The organism is Stenotrophomonas sp. 169 (genome assembly GCF_014621775.1).
In the GTDB taxonomy this organism is placed as follows: Bacteria; Pseudomonadota; Gammaproteobacteria; order Xanthomonadales; family Xanthomonadaceae; genus Stenotrophomonas.
Genome location: NZ_CP061204.1, coordinates 3775282 through 3795816, shown reverse-complemented (window position 1 = coordinate 3795816; position 20535 = coordinate 3775282). Strand labels below are relative to the sequence as shown.

The 20535-nt window shown below is 65.1% G+C and carries 19 protein-coding genes and 2 tRNA genes; 14 read left to right on the top strand and 7 right to left on the bottom strand.

From position 1 onward, the window contains the following. The first annotated feature begins 30 nt into the window (after positions 1-30). The 7 genes from ICJ04_RS16575 (at position 31) to ICJ04_RS16545 (ending at position 8158) form a co-directional block, all read left to right on the top strand. Positions 31-2400, top strand: coding sequence for an XVIPCD domain-containing protein (locus ICJ04_RS16575; RefSeq protein WP_188325264.1), 2370 nt, complete (start codon positions 31-33; stop codon positions 2398-2400). A 198-nt stretch (positions 2401-2598) separates the two neighbouring features. Further along, positions 2599-4089 carry an anthranilate synthase component I gene (gene trpE, locus ICJ04_RS16570; RefSeq protein ID WP_188325263.1) on the top strand — a complete coding sequence of 497 codons (1491 nt, stop codon included), beginning with the start codon at positions 2599-2601 and terminating at the stop codon, positions 4087-4089. Between the two features lie 71 nt (positions 4090-4160). Continuing rightward, positions 4161-4952, top strand: a complete 792-nt coding sequence (locus tag ICJ04_RS16565) for an SIMPL domain-containing protein (protein ID WP_188325262.1) — start codon at positions 4161-4163, stop codon at positions 4950-4952. Between the two features lie 3 nt (positions 4953-4955). After that, positions 4956-5534 carry an aminodeoxychorismate/anthranilate synthase component II gene (locus ICJ04_RS16560; protein ID WP_188325261.1) on the top strand — a complete coding sequence of 193 codons (579 nt, stop codon included), beginning with the start codon at positions 4956-4958 and terminating at the stop codon, positions 5532-5534. 29 nt (positions 5535-5563) lie between these two features. Beyond that, positions 5564-6595 (top strand): anthranilate phosphoribosyltransferase, encoded by a 1032-nt coding sequence (gene trpD / locus ICJ04_RS16555; RefSeq protein WP_188325260.1) that lies wholly within the window; start codon positions 5564-5566, stop codon positions 6593-6595. A gap of 55 nt (positions 6596-6650) precedes the next feature. Next, on the top strand, positions 6651-7445 hold the full coding sequence (gene trpC / locus ICJ04_RS16550) for an indole-3-glycerol phosphate synthase TrpC (RefSeq protein ID WP_188325259.1): 795 nt from the start codon (positions 6651-6653) through the stop codon (positions 7443-7445). After that, a complete protein-coding gene (locus ICJ04_RS16545) occupies positions 7442-8158 on the top strand; it encodes a haloacid dehalogenase-like hydrolase (RefSeq protein ID WP_188325258.1) in 717 nt (238 codons plus the stop codon). Before trpC ends, ICJ04_RS16545 begins: the two co-directional genes overlap by 4 nt. Positions 8159-8917: 759 nt before the next feature. Here ICJ04_RS16545 and ICJ04_RS16540 read toward each other — a convergent pair. Together ICJ04_RS16540 and crp are read right to left on the bottom strand one after the other, a co-directional pair. Further along, the gene (locus tag ICJ04_RS16540; RefSeq protein ID WP_188327371.1) at positions 8918-9679 is read right to left on the bottom strand and encodes a sulfite exporter TauE/SafE family protein; all 762 of its coding nucleotides are present in this window, start codon (positions 9677-9679) and stop codon (positions 8918-8920) included. A gap of 204 nt (positions 9680-9883) precedes the next feature. Then, positions 9884-10573, bottom strand: coding sequence for a cAMP-activated global transcriptional regulator CRP (gene crp / locus ICJ04_RS16535; protein ID WP_188325257.1), 690 nt, complete (start codon positions 10571-10573; stop codon positions 9884-9886). Positions 10574-10723: 150 nt separating this feature from the next. On the opposite strand from crp, the gene speD reads away from it, so the two are divergent. Together speD and sugE are read left to right on the top strand one after the other, a co-directional pair. Continuing rightward, the gene (gene speD / locus ICJ04_RS16530) at positions 10724-11518 is read left to right on the top strand and encodes an adenosylmethionine decarboxylase (protein WP_188325256.1); all 795 of its coding nucleotides are present in this window, start codon (positions 10724-10726) and stop codon (positions 11516-11518) included. Positions 11519-11685: 167 nt separating this feature from the next. After that, positions 11686-12006, top strand: coding sequence for a quaternary ammonium compound efflux SMR transporter SugE (gene sugE, locus ICJ04_RS16525; RefSeq protein ID WP_188325255.1), 321 nt, complete (start codon positions 11686-11688; stop codon positions 12004-12006). 534 nt (positions 12007-12540) lie between these two features. Here sugE and coq7 read toward each other — a convergent pair. Continuing rightward, a complete protein-coding gene (gene coq7 / locus ICJ04_RS16520; protein WP_188325254.1) occupies positions 12541-13185 on the bottom strand; it encodes a 2-polyprenyl-3-methyl-6-methoxy-1,4-benzoquinone monooxygenase in 645 nt (214 codons plus the stop codon). 196 nt (positions 13186-13381) lie between these two features. Here coq7 and rplM point away from each other — a divergent pair, with 196 nt between their 5' ends. Both rplM and rpsI read left to right on the top strand, forming a co-directional pair. Then, a complete protein-coding gene (gene rplM / locus ICJ04_RS16515) occupies positions 13382-13810 on the top strand; it encodes a 50S ribosomal protein L13 (protein WP_006398837.1) in 429 nt (142 codons plus the stop codon). 2 nt (positions 13811-13812) lie between these two features. After that, positions 13813-14205: a 30S ribosomal protein S9 gene (gene rpsI / locus ICJ04_RS16510; RefSeq protein ID WP_188325253.1), complete on the top strand. Its 393-nt coding sequence runs from the start codon at positions 13813-13815 to the stop codon at positions 14203-14205. Positions 14206-14458: 253 nt separating this feature from the next. Here the strand turns inward: rpsI and ICJ04_RS16505 are convergent. Together ICJ04_RS16505 and ICJ04_RS16500 are read right to left on the bottom strand one after the other, a co-directional pair. Continuing rightward, positions 14459-14533 (bottom strand) — tRNA-Gln (locus ICJ04_RS16505). A gap of 51 nt (positions 14534-14584) precedes the next feature. After that, positions 14585-14661 (bottom strand) — tRNA-Met (locus ICJ04_RS16500). Positions 14662-14780: 119 nt separating this feature from the next. Between ICJ04_RS16500 and ICJ04_RS16495 the strand changes: the two genes are divergently transcribed. From ICJ04_RS16495 to bfr, 3 genes are all read left to right on the top strand, one after another. Beyond that, positions 14781-15395 carry an RNA pyrophosphohydrolase gene (locus tag ICJ04_RS16495; protein WP_188325252.1) on the top strand — a complete coding sequence of 205 codons (615 nt, stop codon included), beginning with the start codon at positions 14781-14783 and terminating at the stop codon, positions 15393-15395. Between the two features lie 123 nt (positions 15396-15518). Further along, on the top strand, positions 15519-15725 hold the full coding sequence (locus ICJ04_RS16490) for a (2Fe-2S)-binding protein (protein ID WP_188327370.1): 207 nt from the start codon (positions 15519-15521) through the stop codon (positions 15723-15725). A 105-nt stretch (positions 15726-15830) separates the two neighbouring features. After that, positions 15831-16301: a bacterioferritin gene (bfr, locus tag ICJ04_RS16485; protein WP_188325251.1), complete on the top strand. Its 471-nt coding sequence runs from the start codon at positions 15831-15833 to the stop codon at positions 16299-16301. Between the two features lie 111 nt (positions 16302-16412). Here bfr and ICJ04_RS16480 read toward each other — a convergent pair whose 3' ends face one another. Continuing rightward, positions 16413-18623 carry a hybrid sensor histidine kinase/response regulator gene (locus ICJ04_RS16480; protein ID WP_188325250.1) on the bottom strand — a complete coding sequence of 737 codons (2211 nt, stop codon included), beginning with the start codon at positions 18621-18623 and terminating at the stop codon, positions 16413-16415. Between the two features lie 42 nt (positions 18624-18665). Then, entirely contained in the window at positions 18666-20510 is a 1845-nt protein-coding gene (locus ICJ04_RS16475) for an EAL domain-containing protein (protein ID WP_188325249.1), read from the bottom strand. Positions 20511-20535: the final 25 nt, after the last annotated feature.

Here is a 20535-nt window from a genome sequence, read left to right as displayed (position 1 = left end):
CGTGCTTTTTACTGTGCAATGGAGCTTGCCATGAGTGATCCCGAGATCGAGGCGCGTGTACGCGCCATCCACGAGCAAAGCCTTCTCGTCCGGCAATTGCGCGACAGCGGCAATGACGAGCAGGCGAGCAGGCTTCAGGAAACCCACCACGCGCGTGAAATGTCGGGGCTGGCCGCTGACGTCTATCTTTCGGCCAAGCACGAAGGTGAAGCACCGACCGGCTGGGTACGGGGTAGCGCTGATCCCGGCGCAGTACGTGCTGTGGGAATCGACCTGTCGGATGCGCAGCTCTCTGACCTTCTGCATCCGCGGCAGTCCGGTTTTCGCGCGGAAATCTATATTCCGGACAAGCGCGTGTTCGGAGAGGATGCGAAGCCTGTCATCGTCTTCAAGGGGTCAACGGGCGAGATCATTGACCCGTCCGCCTTGGGCGGTCGGCGTGAATCCGCGAGCGAGGACTTCCTCAATAATGGCCAGCAGGGAGTTGGCATGCGCAGCGATTATTACGATCGCGCCATGGCACTTGCGGTGCGCGTCCAACAGCAGGTGGGCGAGAGCTTCGAAATCGCCGGTCACTCGCTCGGTGGCGGCATGGCGTCGGCGGCATCGGCAGTGACGGGCGCCCGCGCGACCACGTTCAACTCCGCCGGCCTGCACCCGCAGACCGCAGCACGCTACGGGGAAGACAACGGGCTGCCCACTTTCAACACCCGCGATACGGTCCACACCTATGAAACCAGCGGCGAAGTCCTCAACGACGTGCAGAACGGGCTGCAGCGGCTGAGCGATCGCCAGCGGCAGGACTTCGGCCTGCTGGCCAATGAAACCACGATACTGCTGCGCCAGCCGATGATGCAGGGACTGGTCACCGGCAAGCTGCAGGCAGCGCTGCCCGAGCACGCGCAAGAGGCCGCCGCCCAGCTGATCGAGCGGCTGGCCACTGAGCCCGGTGCGCAGGCGCTGCGCAGCGTGCCGGTTGCTGCCGGCAGGATGGAGATCCTGCTGGACCCCAAGACGCGCGACGCGCAGGGCAACCTGATCGACCGGGCGCAGGTAGCGGCTCCCAGCCAGGTGGCCGAGCTGGCCGGCCCGTTGTCGACCGTGCTGGTGGCGGGGGCACAGGGCATGCGGGGCGGGCGGCTGGCCGGCGAGCAGATCGAGCGCATGGGCGCACTGGGCGGCAAAGGGCTGGACGTGGCCGGTGATGTCATCCAGCAGGGCGCGACGATGCAGGGCAAGGCGATCGGCAGCGTGGTGGATTTCGGCGGGACCAGCCTGCGCGTGGGCGTGCAGGGCGGGGCCACGGTGATCGCGCAGGGACGCGAACTCGCCGGCCAGGTCGAGGCGATCAAGCACCGCGTGGAAGGCTATCGCGACCGCACCTTGAGCGGTTGGGGCGCCACCGTGGCGGGCTGGGTCGGCGCTGACGAGACGGCCGAGCAGTTGCGCCAGCGCGGCACACAGTCGCAGGCCGACCACGGGCTGAAGGCCGAACAGGCCACGCAGCAGGCGGCAGGCGACGCCGCCCGGATCCGGGCGGGCGGTGAGCACATCGGTGCGCAGATCCAGGCCGGGACGCAGTGGTCCTCCGATGGCCTGCGCAACGGCTATGCCCAATACGGTGCCACCCTGAACCAGGCCGCGGACTGGAGCGGGCGGCAGGTGGCCGGTGTTACCTCGTATGCGCCCGTCGTGCTCTCTTCCGTTGGCGGGGCGACCACGGCGCTGGGTGCGGCGCTGGCCACCCACACGCCCGCACTGACGATGCCGCAGAACGAACGGAACCTGGCCAGCACCGCCGCGTTCACAAGCAACATCAGTGCAGCGTTCGGTGAAGCGACGGCGCGCCACGGCATGGCCGACACGGTGATTCCCAGCCTGGATGCGGAAATCCAGAAGCAGGAAGCCGCCGCCCGGACGTTGCTTGAAGTGCAGCAGCAGGCGCCGTCACCCGCGGCCCGCCCAGTGTCGATCAACGATCCGGACCATGCTGATTTCCGGTTGTTCCAGGGGGCGCAGAGCGGGGTCCACCGTATCGACGCCAGCTACAACCGCGTGCCTGACCTGCAGAGCGATCAGCTGGCCGGCGCGCTTGCCGCCAAGGCAAAGCAGGATGGCCTGCAAACCATCGAGCGGGTGATGCTGAGCGATGATCGGGCGCGCGCCTTCGCGGTGGACACGGCCGATGCCGCGTCCTTCACCAAGCGCTATGCGTATGTGGATGTCGCCTCCGGCCTGCAGCAGCCGTTGAGCGTCAGCACCGAGCAGGCGGCGGAGGTTGACCGCCAGCGGCAGGCACCGGCCATCACGCCGACGCTGACGGCAGGCATCGCCGCCGAGCAGCAGGATCAGCAGGATCACGCCCAGGAGCAGCAGCGCGCCGCCCTGCGCATGGCCTAGCGGGCGCGGATCGGGGCACGGTGAGCGGGCCGCTGGTGGGCTCGCCCGGCTTCCGCCCGGCCCCACCCATGCGGTACAGTGGCCCGGTGTCCATTCTGACGACCCCGCATAGTCTTTCTTCCGCTCGCCGTTGGTGGCGATGGTGGCCTGTAGCCGTCGTCCGTCCCGCCACCGCCGCATCCCGGAAGGAAAGTCGTGTTGAATACCCCCGCTCAGTTCCAGCAGCAGGCCGCTGAAGGCCACACCCGCATCCCCGTCGTCCGTGAAGTGCTGTCCGACCTGGACACGCCGCTTTCGGTCTATCTGAAGCTCGCCGACGGCCCGCACACCTATCTGTTTGAATCGGTCGAGGGCGGTGAGCGCTTCGGTCGCTATTCCATCATCGGTCTGCCGGCGCGCCGCGTGTACACCTTCCGTGGGCATACGTTGTCCATCGCCGAAAACGGCGTGGAGGTCGAACGCCGCGAGGTCGCCGATCCGTTCGCCGAAGTAGAGGCGCTGCGCAGCGCGCATTCGGTGCCCAAGCTGGACGGTCTGCCGGGCTTCACCGGCGGCCTGGTCGGCTGGTTCGGCTTCGAGTGCATCGGCTACATCGAGCCGCGCCTGGCACCGCCTGCGGGCCGCGATGAGCTGGGCACGCCGGACATCCTGCTCATGCACTCCGAAGAGCTGGCGGTGTTCGACAACCTCAAGGGACGGCTGTACCTGATCGTGCACGCCGATCCGCGCCAACCGGGTGCGTGGGACGAGGCACAGACGCGACTGGACGGCTTGGTGGCGAAACTGCGCGCGCCGGGTGCGGGCTATCCGGCACCGTTGCACAGCGACGTGCTGGACGAAAGTGACTTCATTTCAGGCTTCACCCGCGACGGGTTCATCGACGCGGTGGAGCGCAGCAAGGATTACATCCGCTCCGGCGACATTTTCCAGGTGGTGCTGAGCCAGCGCCTGAGCGTGCCCTTCAAGGCGCGACCGGTGGATGTCTACCGTGCGCTGCGTGCGCTCAATCCATCGCCCTACATGTACTTCCTGGATGTCGGTGACATGCAGGTCGTGGGCTCATCGCCGGAGATCCTGGTGCGCCTGCAGCACGACGCCAACGGTGTCGGCGAAGTGACCGTGCGCCCCATCGCCGGCACGCGTCCGCGCGGCGCCACCGTGGAAGAAGACAATGCGCTGGAAGTGGAGCTGCTGGCCGATCCGAAGGAGCGTGCCGAGCACCTGATGCTGATCGACCTGGGCCGCAACGACGCCGGCCGGGTATCCACGGCCGGTACGGTGGAGGTCGGCGAGCAGTTCGTGATTGAACGCTACAGCCATGTGATGCACATCGTCAGCGAAGTGACCGGCACGCTGCAGCCGGGTCTGAGTTATGCCGATGTGCTGCGCGCGACCTTCCCGGCCGGGACGGTCAGTGGCGCGCCGAAGATCCGCGCGCTGGAAGTGATCCGCGAACTGGAACCGATCAAACGCAACGTGTATGCCGGCAGCATCGGCTACATCGGCTGGCACGGTGATGCAGACACGGCCATTGCGATCCGCACCGCGGTGATCAAGGACGGACGCCTGCACGTGCAGGCCGGCGCCGGCATCGTCTACGACTCCGATCCGCAGAAAGAGTGGGACGAAACGATGAACAAAGGCCGCGCGTTGTTCCGTGCGGTGGCCCAGGCGGCGAAAGGCCTGTAATCCTCGCATGCGCCGGGTCACTGCGCCGGGCGCGTTTTGTGCTTTTTCCCTCCCATGACAAGGAATACCGCATGAAGCTGTCGAGCATTCTGCTGTGGTCGTCGCTGCTGGCCATGCTGGCCATGCTGGCACCTGAGGCGTTGGCGCAGGCCAACACGATCCCGGACCAGCCGCACCTGCTGGTGAAGGGCGAAGCGCGCCGTGAGGTGATGCCCGACCGCTTCACCCTGCAGTTGACGCTTGCCCAGGTCGACATGGATGCCGACACGGCGCGGGCCAAGGTGCAGGAGGATGCAGCGCGCGTGCTGGCATTGTTCAAGAAGCATGGCGCGGTGGCGGGCAGCGTGCGCGCGGATAACCTCGACATCGGGCCGGCACATCGCTACGAGCAGGCCGGACCGGTCTTCATCGGCACCCGCGTCAGTCGCCGCTTGAAGGGCAGCTTTGCCAGCCCGCAGGCGATGCAGGGATTCCTTGGCGCACTCAATGCCAGTGACACGCTGCAGGTCAGCAGCCTGGCGCCGGGCTACTCCGATGTTGTCGCGCTGCGCCGTGAACTGAAAGGTGAGGCCGCTGCACAGACCCGGCACTCGGCCAGGGCCTTGGCAACCGCCTATGGTGCACGCATCCGCGGCCTGTACAGCATCTCCGACGTGGCCCCGAGCTTTGCCTACGGCGTGCAGGCGGGGCAATGGCCCACCGATGGCGCGTCCGTTATCGCCGAGACGCGACCGACGGATCTGGTCACTCCGCCCGCGCCGCCAGCTCCGCAAGCGCCCTACACGCGCGAATCGATTGAAGCCGGACCCATCACGTACACCGAGAATGTGTACGCCATTTTTCTGATAAGCGACGGAACCTGATCCATGTTGTGGATGATCGACAACTACGACAGCTTCACCTACAACCTCGTGCAGTACCTGCAGACGCTGGGTGCCGAGGTCAAGGTGGTGCGCAACGATGCCATGACGGTCGATGAGATCGCCGCGCAGAGACCGGAGCGCATCGTGATTTCGCCCGGGCCGTGTACACCCAACGAAGCGGGTGTGTCGCTGGAACTGATCCAGCGGCTGGGCCCGACCACGCCGATCCTCGGCGTCTGCCTGGGCCACCAGGGCATCGGCCAGGTGTACGGTGGCACGGTGATCCGTGCAGGCAACATCATGCACGGCAAGACGTCGGCCATCCGACACGAAGGCAAGGGCGTGTTCGCCGGGCTGCCCGATCGCTACCAGGCCACGCGCTACCACTCACTGGTGGTGGACAAGACGCGTCTGCCTGCATGCCTGGAAGTCACTGCCTGGACCGAGAACGACGACGGGTCGGTCGAAGAAATCATGGGCCTTCGGCATCGCGAGCACCCGGTGGAAGGTGTGCAGTTCCACCCCGAATCCATCCTGACCGAACACGGTCACGCGCTGCTGCGCAACTTCCTGCAGCGTTGATCTGCAGGCTGACTCCAAGGAATCCACTGATGCACTTCTCCCCCCAGGAAGCCCTGCAGCGCACGATCGAGCATCGCGAGATCTTCTTCGACGAGATGGTCGATCTGATGCGGCAGATCATGCGCGATGAGGTATCGCCCATGATGACCGCAGCGATCCTGACCGGCCTGCGCGTCAAAAAGGAAACGGTCGACGAGATCGCGGCGGCTGCGACGGTGATGCGCGAATTCGCGCTCCCGGTGCACGTCGCCGACACGCGCCACCTGGTCGACATCGTCGGCACCGGCGGCGATGGCTCGCATACGTTCAATATCTCGACCTGCTCGATGTTCGTCGCTGCCGCCGCAGGCGCACGCGTGGCCAAGCATGGCAATCGCAGTGTCTCGTCGAAGTCCGGCAGTGCCGATGCCGTGGAGGCGCTCGGCGCGGTGATTGAACTGCGGCCGGAGCAGGTAGCGCGCGCGATCGAGCAGACCGGCATCGGCTTCATGTTCGCGCCGATCCATCACCCATCGATGAAGGTGGTCGCACCGGTGCGGCGCGAAATGGGGGTGCGGACGATCTTCAACATCCTCGGGCCGCTGACCAATCCGGCCAGTGCGCCATCGGTATTGATGGGCGTTTTCCATTCGGACCTGGTGGGCATCCAGGCGCGCGTGCTGCGTGAGCTGGGTACCGAGCGGGCGATGGTGGTCTGGGGCCGCGACAACATGGATGAGATCTCGCTCGGCGCCGGCACGCTGGTCGGCGAGTTGCGGGATGGAAAGGTGCGCGAGTACGAGATCCATCCGGAAGATTTCGGCATCGCGATGTCGGCCAGCCGCAATCTGCGCGTAGATGGACCCGAGCAGTCCATCGCCATGTTGCGGGCCGTGCTGGACAACGAAGCGGGCCCGGCACTGGACATCGTGGCGTTGAATGCAGGCGCGGCCCTCTATGTGGCCGGCGTCGCTGACGACATCGGCGATGGGCTGGCGCGGGCACGCGCGGTGATTGCCGATGGCAGTGCCCGCGACCGTCTGCAACAGTACGTCGACATCACCCGCGTACTGGCGGGCTAGGCTGGAAAGCCGGAAACGACGTAATCCCCTCCGTCCCCTTTTTTCTGTGAGCATCATGAGCGACATCCTGCAGACGATCCTGGCCCGCAAGGCCGAAGAAGTGGCCCAGCGCCGCGCTGCCGTGCCGCTGGAACAGCTGCAGGCGCGCGTGGCGGCAGCTCCGCCGGTGCGTGGTTTCGTGCGCGCGCTGCAGGCGGCGATCGCCAGCGGTGACCCGGCGGTGATCGCCGAGGTCAAGAAGGCCAGCCCGTCCAAGGGCGTGATACGGCCCGATTTCCATCCGGCTGACATCGCGGTGAGTTATGAATTCGGCGGTGCAAGCTGCCTGTCGGTGCTCACCGACGTGGATTTTTTCCAGGGCAGCGATGCGTATCTGCAGGAGGCTCGCGAGGCCTGCACGCTGCCGGTGCTGCGCAAGGACTTCGTGATCGACGCCTACCAGGTGGTCGAAGCACGCGTGCTCGGGGCTGACTGCATCCTGCTGATCGTTGCGGCATTGGACGACCGCCAGCTGGCGGAGCTGTCCAGCCTGGCGATGGAGCTGGGCATGGATGTGCTGGTGGAAGTCCACGATATCGATGAACTGGAGCGCGCCCTGCAGGTGCCGGTGCAGATGATCGGCATCAACAACCGCAACCTGCGCACGTTCGAGGTTTCGCTGCAGGCCACGCTGGACATGCGCACCGCCGTGCCGAAGGACCGTCTGTTGGTGACCGAGAGTGGCATCCTGGCACCGCAGGACGTGGCCCTGATGCGCGATGCCGGGGTCAACGCGTTCCTGGTCGGTGAGGCCTTCATGCGCGTGGAGGAGCCCGGTGAGGGCCTGCGTCAGCTATTCTTCGCTGCATGAGCACGATCTATCCAACCCCGCAGGACAGCGCGCCGCTGGTGGTGTTCGATTTCGACCACACCCTGTACGACGGTGATTCCGGCAGCCATCTGTTCGCGACGCTGATCAAGCGCAACCCGCTGCGGTTGCTTGCTGCGCTGCTGGTCACGCCGGTGGCCGGCCCCTTGGTGGCGATGCTGCCCACGCGCCGTGCCGGCATCTCGATCTACGTGTGGATCGCGACCTTCGGCATGCATCGGGCGCGCGAGTTCAACCAGGTGATCGACGCGTATGTGCTGAAGAACGAGCCCAGCCTACGGGCCAAACTGTTGCCCCAGGCGCTGGAAGTCTTCGCTGCGCACCGGGCTAAAGGCGACCGGGTGGTCGTGGCGACGGGTGCGCCGCCTGAGCTGGCCAAGGCCATCCTGGGCTTCGTCGCCCATGTGGACGTGCCGGTGATCGGCAGTGAAGTCGGGCCGCGTTTCGGTGCCGTTGGCGCCACCCGTCACTGCCACAACGAAGAAAAGATGCGGATGCTGCGCGAGCGTGGCTACGGCAACATCGACGTGGCCTACTCCGACAGTACGGCGGATCTTCCGCTGCTGGTTGCGGCGAAAGCGCCAGTGGTGGTCAATCCGAAGCATGGCAGCGTGGACTTCTTCCGTCGCGTGCTGCCGGAAGGCACCCGCATCCTCAACTGGGGCTGCGCGGACCGCGGTGGTGAAAAGGTCTGATCGACGGCGGTCGTAGCCGGCCTGCCGGATGCGCCCAGACGAGGGTAGAGCCGACTTCAGTCGGCTGCCCTGCGCGTGTAAACAGCCGGCTGAAGCCGGCTCTACCGACAGCGCCGCATCGCCTCGCACCTGTAGCGCCGAGCCGTGCCCGGCGGCATGCCGGATGCGCTTACCCACCTGCCCGCCGAGGGGGTAGAGCCGACTTCAGTCGGCTGGCCCTGCACGCGAAAGCAGCCGGCTGAAGCCGGCTCCACCGACAGCGCCGCATCGCCTCATACCCGTAGCGCCGAGCCGTGCTCGGCGGCATGCCGGATGCGCCGACTCACCTGCCCGCCGAGGGGTAGAGCCGACTTCAGTCGGCTGCCCTGCGCGTGTAAACAGCCGGCTGAAGCCGGCTCTACCGACAGCGCCGCATCGCCTCATACCCGTAGCGCCGAGCCGTGCTCGGCGGCATGCCGGATGCGCCCACCCACCTGCCCGCCGAGGGGGTAGAGCAGACTTCAGTCGGCTGGCCCTGCACGCGAAAGCAGCCGGCTGAAGCCGGCTCCACCGACAGCGCCGCATCGCCTCACACCCGTAGCGCCGAGCCGTGCTCGGCGGAATACCGAACGGCCGACCGGCCTGCCCGCCGAGGGGGTAGAGCCGACTTCAGTCGGCTGCCCTGTGCGCGAAAACAGCCGGCTGAAGCCGGCTCTACCCTCGGCCCTGTGCTGGAAGCCAGCCGGCTGAAGCCGGCTCTACCGACAGGCGTGCGCGGTGTTACCGGCCCAGCAGGCCGATGGCCGTGTGGCCGATCTGGTACAGACTGATCGCCAGCACCAAGACGCCAACGGCGACAAGCACCCAGCGCTCCTTGACCCGCTTCACCAACACGGCGGCCAACGGCGCGGCCATCATCCCGCCTATCAATAGTCCCGCCACGATCTGTAGGTGATGCAGGCCCATCGTCAGCAGGAATGTTGCGGACACCGTCAGCGTCACCACGAACTCTGCTGCATTGACGGTGCCAATGGTCGTACGGGCTTGGCCGCCGCGTGCCAGCAGGGTAGAGGTGGCAACCGGACCCCATCCGCCACCGCCGGTGGCGTCGAGGAAGCCGGCGACCGCACCCAACAGAGGGACGCGCTTGATGTCGCCCTTGGGCATCAACCGGCCTGCCGCGCGCAGCAGAATGACGATCGCAAGCACCAGCAAATACAGATAAATCAATGGCCGGATGACGTCTCCGGGCAGCTGGGTGAGGCCATATGCGCCGACGGCTCCGCCGATTGCGCCAGGGATGGCCAAGCGCACGAACAATTTCCGGTCCACGTTGCCGGCCACCAGATGCGAAACGCCGGATGCGCCGGTAGTGAATACCTCCGCCGTATGCACGCTGGCGCTGACCTGCGCCGGTGGCAGGCCCATGCTCAACATCACCGAAGACGACACCAGACCGAAGGCCATGCCCAATGCGCCGTCGACCAGCTGTGCGCCCAGGCCGATAAGGATGAACCACCAGAATTCGCTGCTCAGCTCCATGCGCGCAGCCTGCGGTGTGGAGGAATATCGGTCAAGCCACTGCCCGCCACTGCACGCGGTGATGGTGGGCATGGGCGCGGTAGAGCCGACTTCAGTCGGCTGCTCTGGGCGGAAGACAGCCGACTGAAGTCGGCTCTACCGGGCGTTGCGGAAGGCGGCCGACCGACGTCGGGGCAACCGCGCGGCCCGCAGTACGTGGACGCGTCAGCGCGTCCCGTACAGCACCACGGTCTTGCCGCGGGCATGCAGCAGGCCGTCGACCTGCAGCTTCTTCAGCACGCGTCCGGCCATTTCGCGGGAGCAGCCGACCAGACGGGCCAGCTCCTGCCGGGACACGCGCAGCTGACTGCCCTGCGGGTGGGTCATGGCCTCCGGCTCCTCGGCCAGGTCGTGCAGGGTGCGCACGATGCGGTCCGTCACGTCCAGGAAAGCCAGGCGACTGGCCTTGCGGCTGGTATCCAGCAAGCGCTTGGATATCTGCTGGCCCAAGGCATACAGCAGGCGCGGGGCATCAGTGGACAGCGGGCCCAGGAACAGCTGGTGCAGGCGCTCGTAGCTGATTTCGGCCAGCTCACAGGCGGTCCGCGTCCGCAGGATCACCTCACGGCGGTCCGACTCCACGAAGAGGCCCATTTCGCCGACGAACTCACCGGTGCCGAAGTAACCGAGCACCAATTCACGCTCTTCGTCCTCTTCAGCAATTATTGAAACGGATCCACTGATTACGTAATACAGCGTGCCAGCCGGGTCTCCGGGGCGGAACACGTCAGTGCGGGCAGGGTAACGGCGCCGATGGCTGTGAGCCAGGAAGCGGTCGATGGTAGCAATGTCCAAAGCCAACGGACTGGTAGCAAGGCGCACGGTTGACACGATGGTGGCGCTCCCTCTGCGCATGAACGGATTCACGGGGTGTGGGAGCAGCTTAGCGGAGCGGAAATGTTAAGAGCAAACAGATTGCAGGAACCGTTCGTTCGTTCAGGCTCCCCCCGGCGGCACAATTGCCTCATAATTGTTCCTTTCCCCGCTCTTACAGGATCGACCGCCGTGGTCAAGCCGTTGCCTCGCCTGAGGTTGCAAGGTTTCAACAACCTCACCAAGGCGCTGAGCTTCAACATCTATGACGTCTGTTACGCCCGCACCGAAGAGGAGCGTCAGCGTTACATTGATTACATCGATGAAGAGTACAACGCCGACAGGCTGACTCAGATTCTCACGGACGTTGCCGAGATCATCGGCGCGAACATCCTCAACATTGCGCGCCAGGATTACGATCCGCAGGGTGCTTCGGTGACGATCCTGATCTCCGAAGAACCGGTGATCGACAAGAAGCTTGCCGGCAAGGAGCTGATCTCCGATGCCGTGGTTGCGCACATGGACAAGTCGCACATCACGGTGCACACCTATCCGGAAACGCACCCGCAGGAAGGCATTGCGACCTTCCGCGCCGATATCGACGTGGCAACCTGCGGCGTCATTTCGCCGTTGAAAGCGCTGAACTACCTGATCGAGAGTCTGGAATCGGACATCGTGATCATGGATTACCGCGTGCGTGGCTTCACCCGTGACGTAAAGGGCAAGAAGCACTACATCGATCACAAGATCAACTCCATCCAGAACTTCCTGGCGAAGAACATCAAGTCGCGCTATGAGATGTTCGACGTCAACGTCTATCAGGAAAATATCTTCCACACGAAGATGCACCTGAAGGACTTCGACCTGGATCAGTACCTGTTTGAAGAGAAGGCGAAGAACCTTTCCTTCAAGGAACGCATGAAGATCGAGGCGCTGCTGCGTCGCGAGATCGAAGAGCTGTTCCACGGCCGCAACCTGGCCGAGTAAGAAGCCGGTCTGGCGCACTGCGCCGGACCGTTATGCAGGCGGGACGCCCCGTCCCGTGAAACAGCGATCTGCGCAGATTGGTGTTCCACGGCAGAAGACCGACCCACGGCCCGGTGTGAAAGCACTGGGCCGTTTTGTTTCCGTTATAAAAGTTGAGGAGCATCCCCATGCCCTGGATCTATCTCTTGTTGGCCGGCATCTTTGAAATCGGCTTCGCCATCGGAATGAAGTACTCCAATGGTTTCACCAAGCCGTTGCCGACCGTCGCGACGGTGGTGGCTGCGCTGATCAGCCTGTATCTGATGAGTCAGGCCATGAAAACCATTCCGGTCGGCACTGCCTACGCTATCTGGACCGGTATCGGCGCGCTGGGCGTGGCCGTGTTGGGTATTTTCCTGTTCAACGACAGCGCGTCGCCGGCCCGGCTGGGTTGCGTGGCACTGATCGTGGCCGGCGTGATCGGCCTGAAGCTGGTTTCAACCCCGTAACGCAACGCGATCTGTCCGCCATCCGCCATCACCGCACGGTCTCTGTAGCGCCGAGCCGTGCTCGGCGGAATGCCGGACGCGCCAAGCGATCTACCCAGTGAGGGTGGAGCCGACGTCAGTCGGCTGGCGTTGCGGAAGGAAGCAGCCGACTGAAGTCGGCTCTACCGCAAACCGCAAACCGCAAACCGCAAACCGCAAACCGCAAACCGCAAGCCACCACCCGCGAGCCGCCATCTGCCGTCACCGCACGGATTCTGTAGCGCCGAGCCGTGCTCGGCGGATTGCCGGACGCGCCACGCGATCTACCCGTTGAGGGTAGAGCCGACTTCAGTCGGCTGGCGTTGCGGAAGGAAGCAGTCGACTGAAGTCGGCTCTACCGCAAACCGCAAACCGCAAACCGCAAACCGCAAACCACCAACCACGAGCCACGAGCCGCAAGCCGCAAGCCACGCGCCGCCATCCGTCAGATGCAAGCCACCAGCCGCCATCTGTCAGCCGCCATCCGCACGCCACCAGCCACCCACCGCTGGCCCATCAAAGGCGGTAGGCGATCGTCTTCATGACCTTCGACGCGAGCGCCATTGCGCCGGGGATCGGGAAGGGTAAGCGGCGTGCGCCGGCCTGTTCGGCGTGCTCTGCATGCCGTGCCTCGTCTTCCTTCATCACCTTGATCACTTCCCGGCTGCGCAGATCGCCTGCGGGCAGGGTGGTCAGGTGCTCGTCCAGATGCGCTTCCACCTGGCGCTCGGTCTCTACGACGAACCCCAGGTTCCAACCGTCGCCGCGCAGTCCTGCCAATGTGCCGATCGCGTAGCTGCCGGCATACCAGACGGGATTGAACAGGCTGGGGCGGCTGTCCAGTTCGCCCAGTCGAATGGCGCACCAAGCGAGGTGATCGGTTTCCTCCTGCGCGGCCTCCAGCAGGTGGGCACGGGTCGCGGGGTCGTGGGCTACCGCGGCCTGGCCGAAGTACAAGCCTTGCGCGCAAACCTCGCCTACGTGGTTGATGCGCATCAGGCCGGCCGCGTGGCGTCGTTCACTGCGGTCCATGCCCGGCTCGTCAGCCTTGGCGGCAGGGTAGGGGCGCAGGGCCGGCGGATTGCCGAACACGGTGTCCAGTGCGCGCTGCGCCTCGGTCAGCAGGTGGTCCAGCGGGGTGGTCTGGCGAAGCGCGCTCATGGTGGGGCCAATGACGTCGGGGTGCCTCCGATTCTCGCCGCCAGGGCCGCTGCTGCCAAGTCTTGCTGAGCAGGGCAACTTGCACCGCAGGCAAAAGGTGGATAAAATCCCGCCCTTGCGTTTCACCTTCACAACGCGTGGCAGAGTTCCGGCCCTCCTGGCCGCAATGAGCCCGACGACCTATATAGAGTTCTTCATGAGCACTTTCACCGCTAAGAACGAGACCGTCCAGCGCGACTGGTACCTCGTTGACGCCGAGGGCAAGACCCTGGGCCGTCTCTGCACCGAGCTGGCCCGCCGTCTGCGTGGCAAGCACAAGCCGGTCTACACCCCGCACGTTGATACCGGCGACTACCTGGTCGTCATCAATGCAGAAAAGATTGTCGTCACCGGCAAGAAGCTGCAGGACAAGATGTATCACCGTTTCACCGGTTACATCGGCAACCTGAAGACCGAATCCCTGGCTCAGGCGCTTGAGCGCCACCCGGAGCGCGTGATCGAGACCGCCGTGAAGGGCATGCTGCCGAAGGGTCCGCTGGGTCGCCAGATGTACCGCAAGCTCAAGGTCTATGCAGGCACTGAGCATCCGCACGCCGCACAGCAGCCGCAGGTTCTGGATATCTAATCATGGCTATCACTCAAAACTACGGCACTGGCCGCCGCAAGTCCTCCACCGCCCGCGTGTTCCTGCGTAAGGGTTCGGGCAAGATCACCGTCAACGGCCGTCCGCTGGACGAGTTCTTTGGTCGTGAGACCGCGCGCATGATCGTGCGCCAGCCACTCGAGCTGACCAAGAACACCGAAAGCTTCGACATCCTGGTCACCGCCGCTGGCGGCGGCACCACCGGTCAGGCCGGTGCGATCCGCCTGGGCATCGCCCGCGCGCTGGTCGAGTATGACGAAACCTTGAAGTCCGAACTGCGCAAGGCGGGCTTCATCACCCGTGACGCCCGTGAAGTCGAGCGTAAGAAGGTCGGTCTGCACAAGGCACGTCGCGCCACCCAGTTCTCCAAGCGCTGATCCACCGCGCCTGGCGTGGGGCCCTTCGGGGCTCTGCTGGGAGGAAAACAAAAACCCGGCTTCGGCCGGGTTTTTGTTGTTTTAAAGAACGGTCACATCGTCGATCAGGACCTTATCTACCCGCCTGCATCATCCTCGATGGAGTAGACCCCCTTGTTGTTAAAGAGAGCGAGCCAACGGTGCGGGGATAAGGTGGAAGACGCGCCCAAATACTAAAAAAGGCCTGATCAACGATCAGGCCTTTTTTAGTATTTGGCTGCCCCGGATGGATTCGAACCACCGAATGCCTGAGTCAGAGTCAGGTGCCTTACCGCTTGGCGACGGGGCAAAATAGGTAAATCAATTCTCTCACTTTCCAGGTCGAAAACCAACTCCGACATGGTGGCTATGGGTGGACTCGAACCACCGACCCCAGCATTATGAGTGCTGTGCTCTAACCGGCTGAGCTACATAGCCTTGGTGAGCCGCGTATTCTGGGCATGTGTACGAAGCATGTCAATACTTTTGTGTTCCGCTTGTGGGCCGACAGGCGGCATGGGATAGTCCCTGTCAGTAGATTTCTAGGAGTCCGCATCGTGATCGATCCGGACGGCTATCGACCGAACGTCGGCATCGTGTTGATGCGCCAGGATGGTCAGGTGTTCTGGGCACGTCGTGTGCGCCGGGATGGCTGGCAGTTCCCACAGGGCGGCATGAACACGGATGAGACGCCCGTCGAGGCCATGTATCGAGAGTTGCAGGAAGAAACGGGCCTGTTGCCTGAGCACGTTGAAGTGCTGGGAGCAACGCCTGGGTGGTTGCGCTACAAGCTCCCCGCGCGGGCGATCCGTCGCAATGAGCGACAGGTGTGCATTGGCCAGAAGCAGGTCTGGTTCCTGCTACGCCTGACTGGTGACGAGTCGCACGTACAGCTGGATCTGACCGACAGCCCGGAGTTCGACAATTGGCGTTGGGTGGATTTCTGGTACCCGGTGGAACACGTGGTGATGTTCAAGCGTGGCGTTTATGCACGTGCGCTGCGGCATCTTGCGCCCATGGCCCGCGGTGTCGACGGTGCGGATGTATCGCAGATGCCGACAGGCGCGCAGGAGGCCTGGATGCCAGGCCACGCTGCGGGGCATGATCGTCCGAGAAAGCGGGCGACCACGAAAGGGTACTGGCCGAAAAAAGTGCAGGGCGACCCGACGTAAGGCCCGCCCGATGGTTGTGGCCTGAACCATAGCGAGAATGATTCAGGTAGTTAATTGACAACCATTCGCGTTTGAAGTGGAATGACGGCAGGCCAGTCCGGCCTGCCAGCGTCAAAGCCCACTGTGTACGTCTGCATCTGCAACGGAGTAACCGATCACCAGATCCGCGCTGCCGCGAGTGATGGCTGCACGACGGTGGCCGAGCTGACCATGCGCACCGGCTGCGGTGCCACCTGCGGTTCCTGCCTGGACATGGCCGGTGACCTGCTGGCCAAGGCGATGGGCACACATGATCTGCCGTTGCCCGTACTGGGTCTGCAGGCTGCCTGACAGTGACTTGAGCGTGCGTGCGTGATTGAGCACGATTCGCGTTCCTTCATCGCCGCGCCAAAGCCGCTACAGTGCCTGCGTTTTCAGCGTGCAGGAGCACCCCCCATGAAAGGCGACGCCACCGTCATCCAGTACCTCAACAAGGTGCTGTACAACGAGTTGACCGCGATCAACCAGTACTTCCTGCATGCAAAGATGCTGAAGAACTGGGGCATCAAGGAGCTTGCAGAGCACGAGTACAAGGAATCGATCGACGAGATGAAGCGTGCCGACATGCTGTCCGATCGCATCCTGTTCCTTGAAGGACTGCCGAATTTCCAGGCACTGGGCAAGCTGCGCATCGGCGAGAACCCGACCGAGATCCTCCAGTGCGACCTGGCGCTGGAAAGCGAGGGCGTCGTGGTGTTGCGCGAGGCCGTCGCGCATGCAGATGCCGTCGGCGATTATGTCAGCCGCCAGCTGTTCACCAAGATTCTGGATTCCGAGGAAGAGCACATCGACTGGCTGGAAACGCAGCTGGATCTGATTGCCCGCATCGGCGAGCCGAAGTATCTGCTCAGCAAGCTGGAAGACTGAGCGAAACGGTGCGCCGCGCGGGGCGCTCGCCGAGCATGGCTCGGCGCTACAGAAGCAGATGCATGCGTCCGCGCGCGCCGTAGCGCCGAGCCACGCTCGGCGGCATCTGTGTCAGCGCGCTGGACGCCAACCCGCCAGCGCGATCCGCGCGCGGGCAAACTCGGCCACTACCCGCGCCGCCGCAATGGTCGGCTTCTCGAGGCTCTCTGCGCGGGCTTCCAGTTCAATGCGACGTGCGGCGGTCGACAACGCCAGTGCGCCGACATTCGCGCTGGATGACTTCAGGCTGTGGGCAAGTCCGCGCAGGCGCTCGGTATCGCTGGCCTGGGCGGCGTCCTGCAGGTGCTGCACCAGCGCTGGCGTGTCATCCAGGAACGCGGTGATGATCGCCTGCGTGCTGTCACCAATCACCTCATGCAGCTCATCCAGTACCGAGGGGTCCAGCGCGGGCTGCGCGGTGTCCGCGTCACTGGCTGACAGTGTCTCGGCCAATGCATCGGCCCTCGGGTCTGCTGCGACGGCACCGGTCTCCGGGTGGCCCCAGCGTTCCAGCATGCCGCGCAACAGCCGCATTTCCACGGGCTTGGACACGTAGTCGTCCATGCCAGCCTGCAGGCAGCGTTCGCGATCACCGGCCATGGCATTGGCGGTCATCGCGATGATGGGCAGCCGGGGCAGGTGATGGGCGGCTTCGTGTGCCCGCCAGCGTTGGGTTGCCGCATAGCCGTCCAACACCGGCATCTGGCAGTCCATCAGCACGACGTCCACGCCGCCGGCATGCAGTTCCTGCAGTGCCAGCTCCCCGTCCACTGCCGTGCGCACCGTGCACCCCAGGACCTCCAGCACGCGTTGAGCGACCAGCAGGTTGACGCCGTTGTCCTCAACCAGCAGCAGGCGCAGGCCAAGCGGCGTTGTCGGGGCTTTCGTCAGTGGGCGCAGCGACGCCTCGCCCAGCAGCGGCGCAGGCCGTGCCGAGGCGCGTACCGGCACCAACAGGGCATGCAGGGTGCTGTCGCTGACCAGTTCATCCAGCCAGTGCTGGCCGTTGCGTGACGCGGCGTTGCCGAGCTGCAGCCATAGCACCTGCGGCGCGTCGTCGCCGCGCTCCGCCAAGGCCCGCTGCAGGGAGGCGTCGCCGTTGCGCAGCAGGCGCCCATCCACCACCAGCCATGCCAGCGGCCGCGTCGCGGCGCGCAGCGGCTCAAGCGCTTCGGCCAGGGTAGTGACCGTCTGCACCTGCAATCCATGCTGCGCCCCCACGCGGTGTACGCGCTGCTGCAATGCGGGGTCCTGACTCAACAGCAGCAGGTGGCCCAGCTCCGGACCGTACCCGTTGCCCGTGTCGCCGGCCGCTTTTGACAGGGGTATTTCAAACCAGAACGTGGCGCCCTGGCCGGGCTGCGATTGCACGCCGATCGTCCCTTGCATCAGTTCGATGATGCGTCGGCAGATTGCAAGGCCCAGCCCTGTGCCACCGTACATGCGGGTGGTGGACGCATCGGCTTGGCTGAAGGACTGGAACAGCCGCGGTTGCTGCTCCGGGGCGATACCGATGCCGGTGTCCACTACTTCGAAGCGCAGCGCATGGCGCCGCACGGTCTCGCCCAGCCGTCGCACCTTGACGCTTATCTTGCCGCGCGCGGTGAACTTGATGGCATTGCCCAGCAGGTTGCCCAGCACCTGCCGCAGGCGGACCGGATCGCCGCGCACGGACAAACGCACCGAAGGGTCGATCTCCAGCTCGATCCGCAGGCCTTTGGCCTCGGCAGCGCGTTGCATCAGCTGCACCACGCCCTCGAGCAGGTCACGCAGGTTGAAGGTGGTGTCCTCCAGTTCCAGCGCGTTGGCCTCCAGGCGGGAGTGGTCCAGGATGTCATCGACGATGCGTAGCAGCTGCTGCGAACTGAACGCCGCCGTCGCCAGCATCTGCCGTTGTTCGGCCTCCAGCTGCCCGCGCCCGATCAGGTCGAGCATCGGGATGATGCCGTTCAACGGCGTGCGGATTTCATGGCTCATCGTGGCAAGGAACTCGCCCTTCGCCAACGCGGCGGCTTCGGCAGCCTGCTTGGCCAGCAGCAGTTGTTGTTCCAGCTGTCCCTGCTGGTCATGCAGCCGCTGCAGGTGGTCACGCTGCTGTTGCAGATCGGTCAGTCGAAGGTCGCGCTCGCGTGCGCGTTCGTGGCGCGCGGCGAGCCGCTGCCCATGCAGGAAGAACAGGGTCACCGCCGCCGCTGCGGAAAGCGCGGCCAGCCAGGGCCACGGCCCGGCGAGCTCCAGCGCGGCCGCTATCGCCAGTGCCACGGTCGCCAGTGCGACCCCCATGGCCGGCCACCAGCTTGATGTGCCCCGCCCCTGGGCCATCGGTTACAGCACCGCGTTGAGGAAGTCGAAATCCAGGTCGCTGCCAGCGGACTGCACCATGTTGCCCTGGATGAAGTCGACACCGCCTACCCACATGGCGGCGGCCGCCTGCGGATCTTCGATCTGCTGGCCGATGATCTGCAGGTTGGCCCGGTGCGCCGCTTCGATGGCACTGCGCATCTCGTCGCGGGTCTGCGGATTGGCATGGCTGCTGGAGAAGCGTGCCGCCATGCGTACGAAGGCCAGCGGCAACTGGGTCAGCAGGGCATTGGCCTCCGCGCTGGGTTCGAACTGGCTGAGGCAGAAGCGCACGCCCAGCGTGGCTACCCGCGCGCAGAACTGCTGCAGTGTCACGGTGTGGATCAGGGCATCGGGCAGGCGCACGTCGATCACCAGCGCACTGCCTTCCAGGCGGCGCTGCTGCAGCGATTCCAGCAGCCAGTCGGCGAAGGCATCGCGGGCGAGCGTGCGCAGCGACTGCGACACGAACAAGTGCAGCGGCGGTGATGCGTGGCGATAGTGGTCCAGCAGGCCCAGCGCGTGGTCCATGACCTGCTGGTCCAGATCGGCGATGCGCCCGGCGGCTTCGGCAGCCGGGATCACCTGGCCGGCGGTCAGCACGCTGCCATCGGCCTGGCGCAGCCGCAGCAGCACCTGGTACTGCGCGTTGCCGCCGCCGGCGACGGCGACGATCGGCTGGTAGGCCAACTCCAGCTGCCCGTCCAGCATGGCCAGATGCTCATCACTGCTGGCCTCGACATGCGGCACGTGACCGGCAACGCCGGCCGTGAGCAGGCGGGCCTGCAAGGTGGTGCGCTCGATGGCTTCCAGCGCGCTGCCGACATCGGCAAAGCCCGGCGACAACGGCGCAAAGCCGATCACCCCGCGCAGGTGCACCGATTCTTCATCGCGTATCACGAAGGCGCGCGCGGAAAGCTGTTCGCGCAGAGTCTTCGCGGTGGCGTCCAGCTGCTCTTCGTCGATGCCGCGCGCCAGGGCCAGGAAACTGTTGTCGTTCAGCCGGGCCAGCAGGTACGGCTGCGCGGCTTCTGCCAAGCGTTGCCCTGCCTGCACCATCAGGCGCTCGAATGCGGCGTAGCCATAGCGTTCGCGCAGGCCCAGCGCGCTGGCGATCTCGATGAAGAACACGCCGCCGTGATCACGGTGGGACAGTGCGGCGGCCAACTGCTGCAGCAGGTGGTGGCGCGTCGGCAGGCCGGTCTCCGGATTGTTCAGCAGCGGTCCGCCACGCTCGCCCGATGCGCTGGCCGCCTGCGCGCGCGCGCGGCGGATGCGGTTGGACACCGCCGCAATCAGGTGACGTGGACGGATCGGCTTGCTCAGGTAGTCGTCTGCGCCGCTGTCGAGCACTTCGAACTGGCGCTCCGGGTCCGGGTCACCGCTCAGGAACACGATGGGCAGCATCTGCATGCCCGGCATCTGGCGGATCATCGCCGTCAGGCGCATGCCGTCCAGGCCAGGCAGGTGCAGGTCCATCAGGATCAGGTCCGGTGCATGCTCGTGGATCGCGGGCTGCACGCTTTCCGCATCGCCGACGACCACCGCTTCCATGCCTGCGCCATGAAGCACGCTTTGCGCGAACAGCGCCTGCGCGCGGTCATCTTCGACGACCAGCACACGGTAAGGCGCGTCACTGGGCAGCAGATCGGACGGCACGCCGGCCTGGGCATCCATGGCGGCGGGCAACGGCGGCGGGGTGGCTGCAGGAAGCGCGACCACGTTGTCGGCGAGGGCGGTCGGCTCGACCGGCGCCGACGCCCAGCGCTGCCAATGATCGGCCGGTGGGGTTTCAGCACGTGCGTTGCGTGGGGAATTGGGATCGTTCACGAAGTCGGCAGCGTCGAAGGTAGGG

Bases quoted from the DNA above. Each gene is read 5' to 3' on its own strand.
- ICJ04_RS16575 (WP_188325264.1), top strand. From the start codon at position 31: ATGAGTGATCCCGAGATCGAGGCGCGTGTACGCGCCATCCACGAGCAA.
- ICJ04_RS16565 (WP_188325262.1), top strand. From the start codon at position 4,161: ATGAAGCTGTCGAGCATTCTGCTGTGGTCGTCGCTGCTGGCCATGCTG.
- ICJ04_RS16560 (WP_188325261.1), top strand. From the start codon at position 4,956: ATGTTGTGGATGATCGACAACTACGACAGCTTCACCTACAACCTCGTG.
- trpD (WP_188325260.1), top strand. From the start codon at position 5,564: ATGCACTTCTCCCCCCAGGAAGCCCTGCAGCGCACGATCGAGCATCGC.
- trpC (WP_188325259.1), top strand. From the start codon at position 6,651: ATGAGCGACATCCTGCAGACGATCCTGGCCCGCAAGGCCGAAGAAGTG.
- ICJ04_RS16545 (WP_188325258.1), top strand. From the start codon at position 7,442: ATGAGCACGATCTATCCAACCCCGCAGGACAGCGCGCCGCTGGTGGTG.
- ICJ04_RS16540 (WP_188327371.1), bottom strand. From the start codon at position 9,679: ATGGAGCTGAGCAGCGAATTCTGGTGGTTCATCCTTATCGGCCTGGGC.
- crp (WP_188325257.1), bottom strand. From the start codon at position 10,573: ATGCGCAGAGGGAGCGCCACCATCGTGTCAACCGTGCGCCTTGCTACC.
- sugE (WP_188325255.1), top strand. From the start codon at position 11,686: ATGCCCTGGATCTATCTCTTGTTGGCCGGCATCTTTGAAATCGGCTTC.
- coq7 (WP_188325254.1), bottom strand. From the start codon at position 13,185: ATGAGCGCGCTTCGCCAGACCACCCCGCTGGACCACCTGCTGACCGAG.
- rplM (WP_006398837.1), top strand. From the start codon at position 13,382: ATGAGCACTTTCACCGCTAAGAACGAGACCGTCCAGCGCGACTGGTAC.
- rpsI (WP_188325253.1), top strand. From the start codon at position 13,813: ATGGCTATCACTCAAAACTACGGCACTGGCCGCCGCAAGTCCTCCACC.
- bfr (WP_188325251.1), top strand. From the start codon at position 15,831: ATGAAAGGCGACGCCACCGTCATCCAGTACCTCAACAAGGTGCTGTAC.
- ICJ04_RS16480 (WP_188325250.1), bottom strand. From the start codon at position 18,623: ATGGGGGTCGCACTGGCGACCGTGGCACTGGCGATAGCGGCCGCGCTG.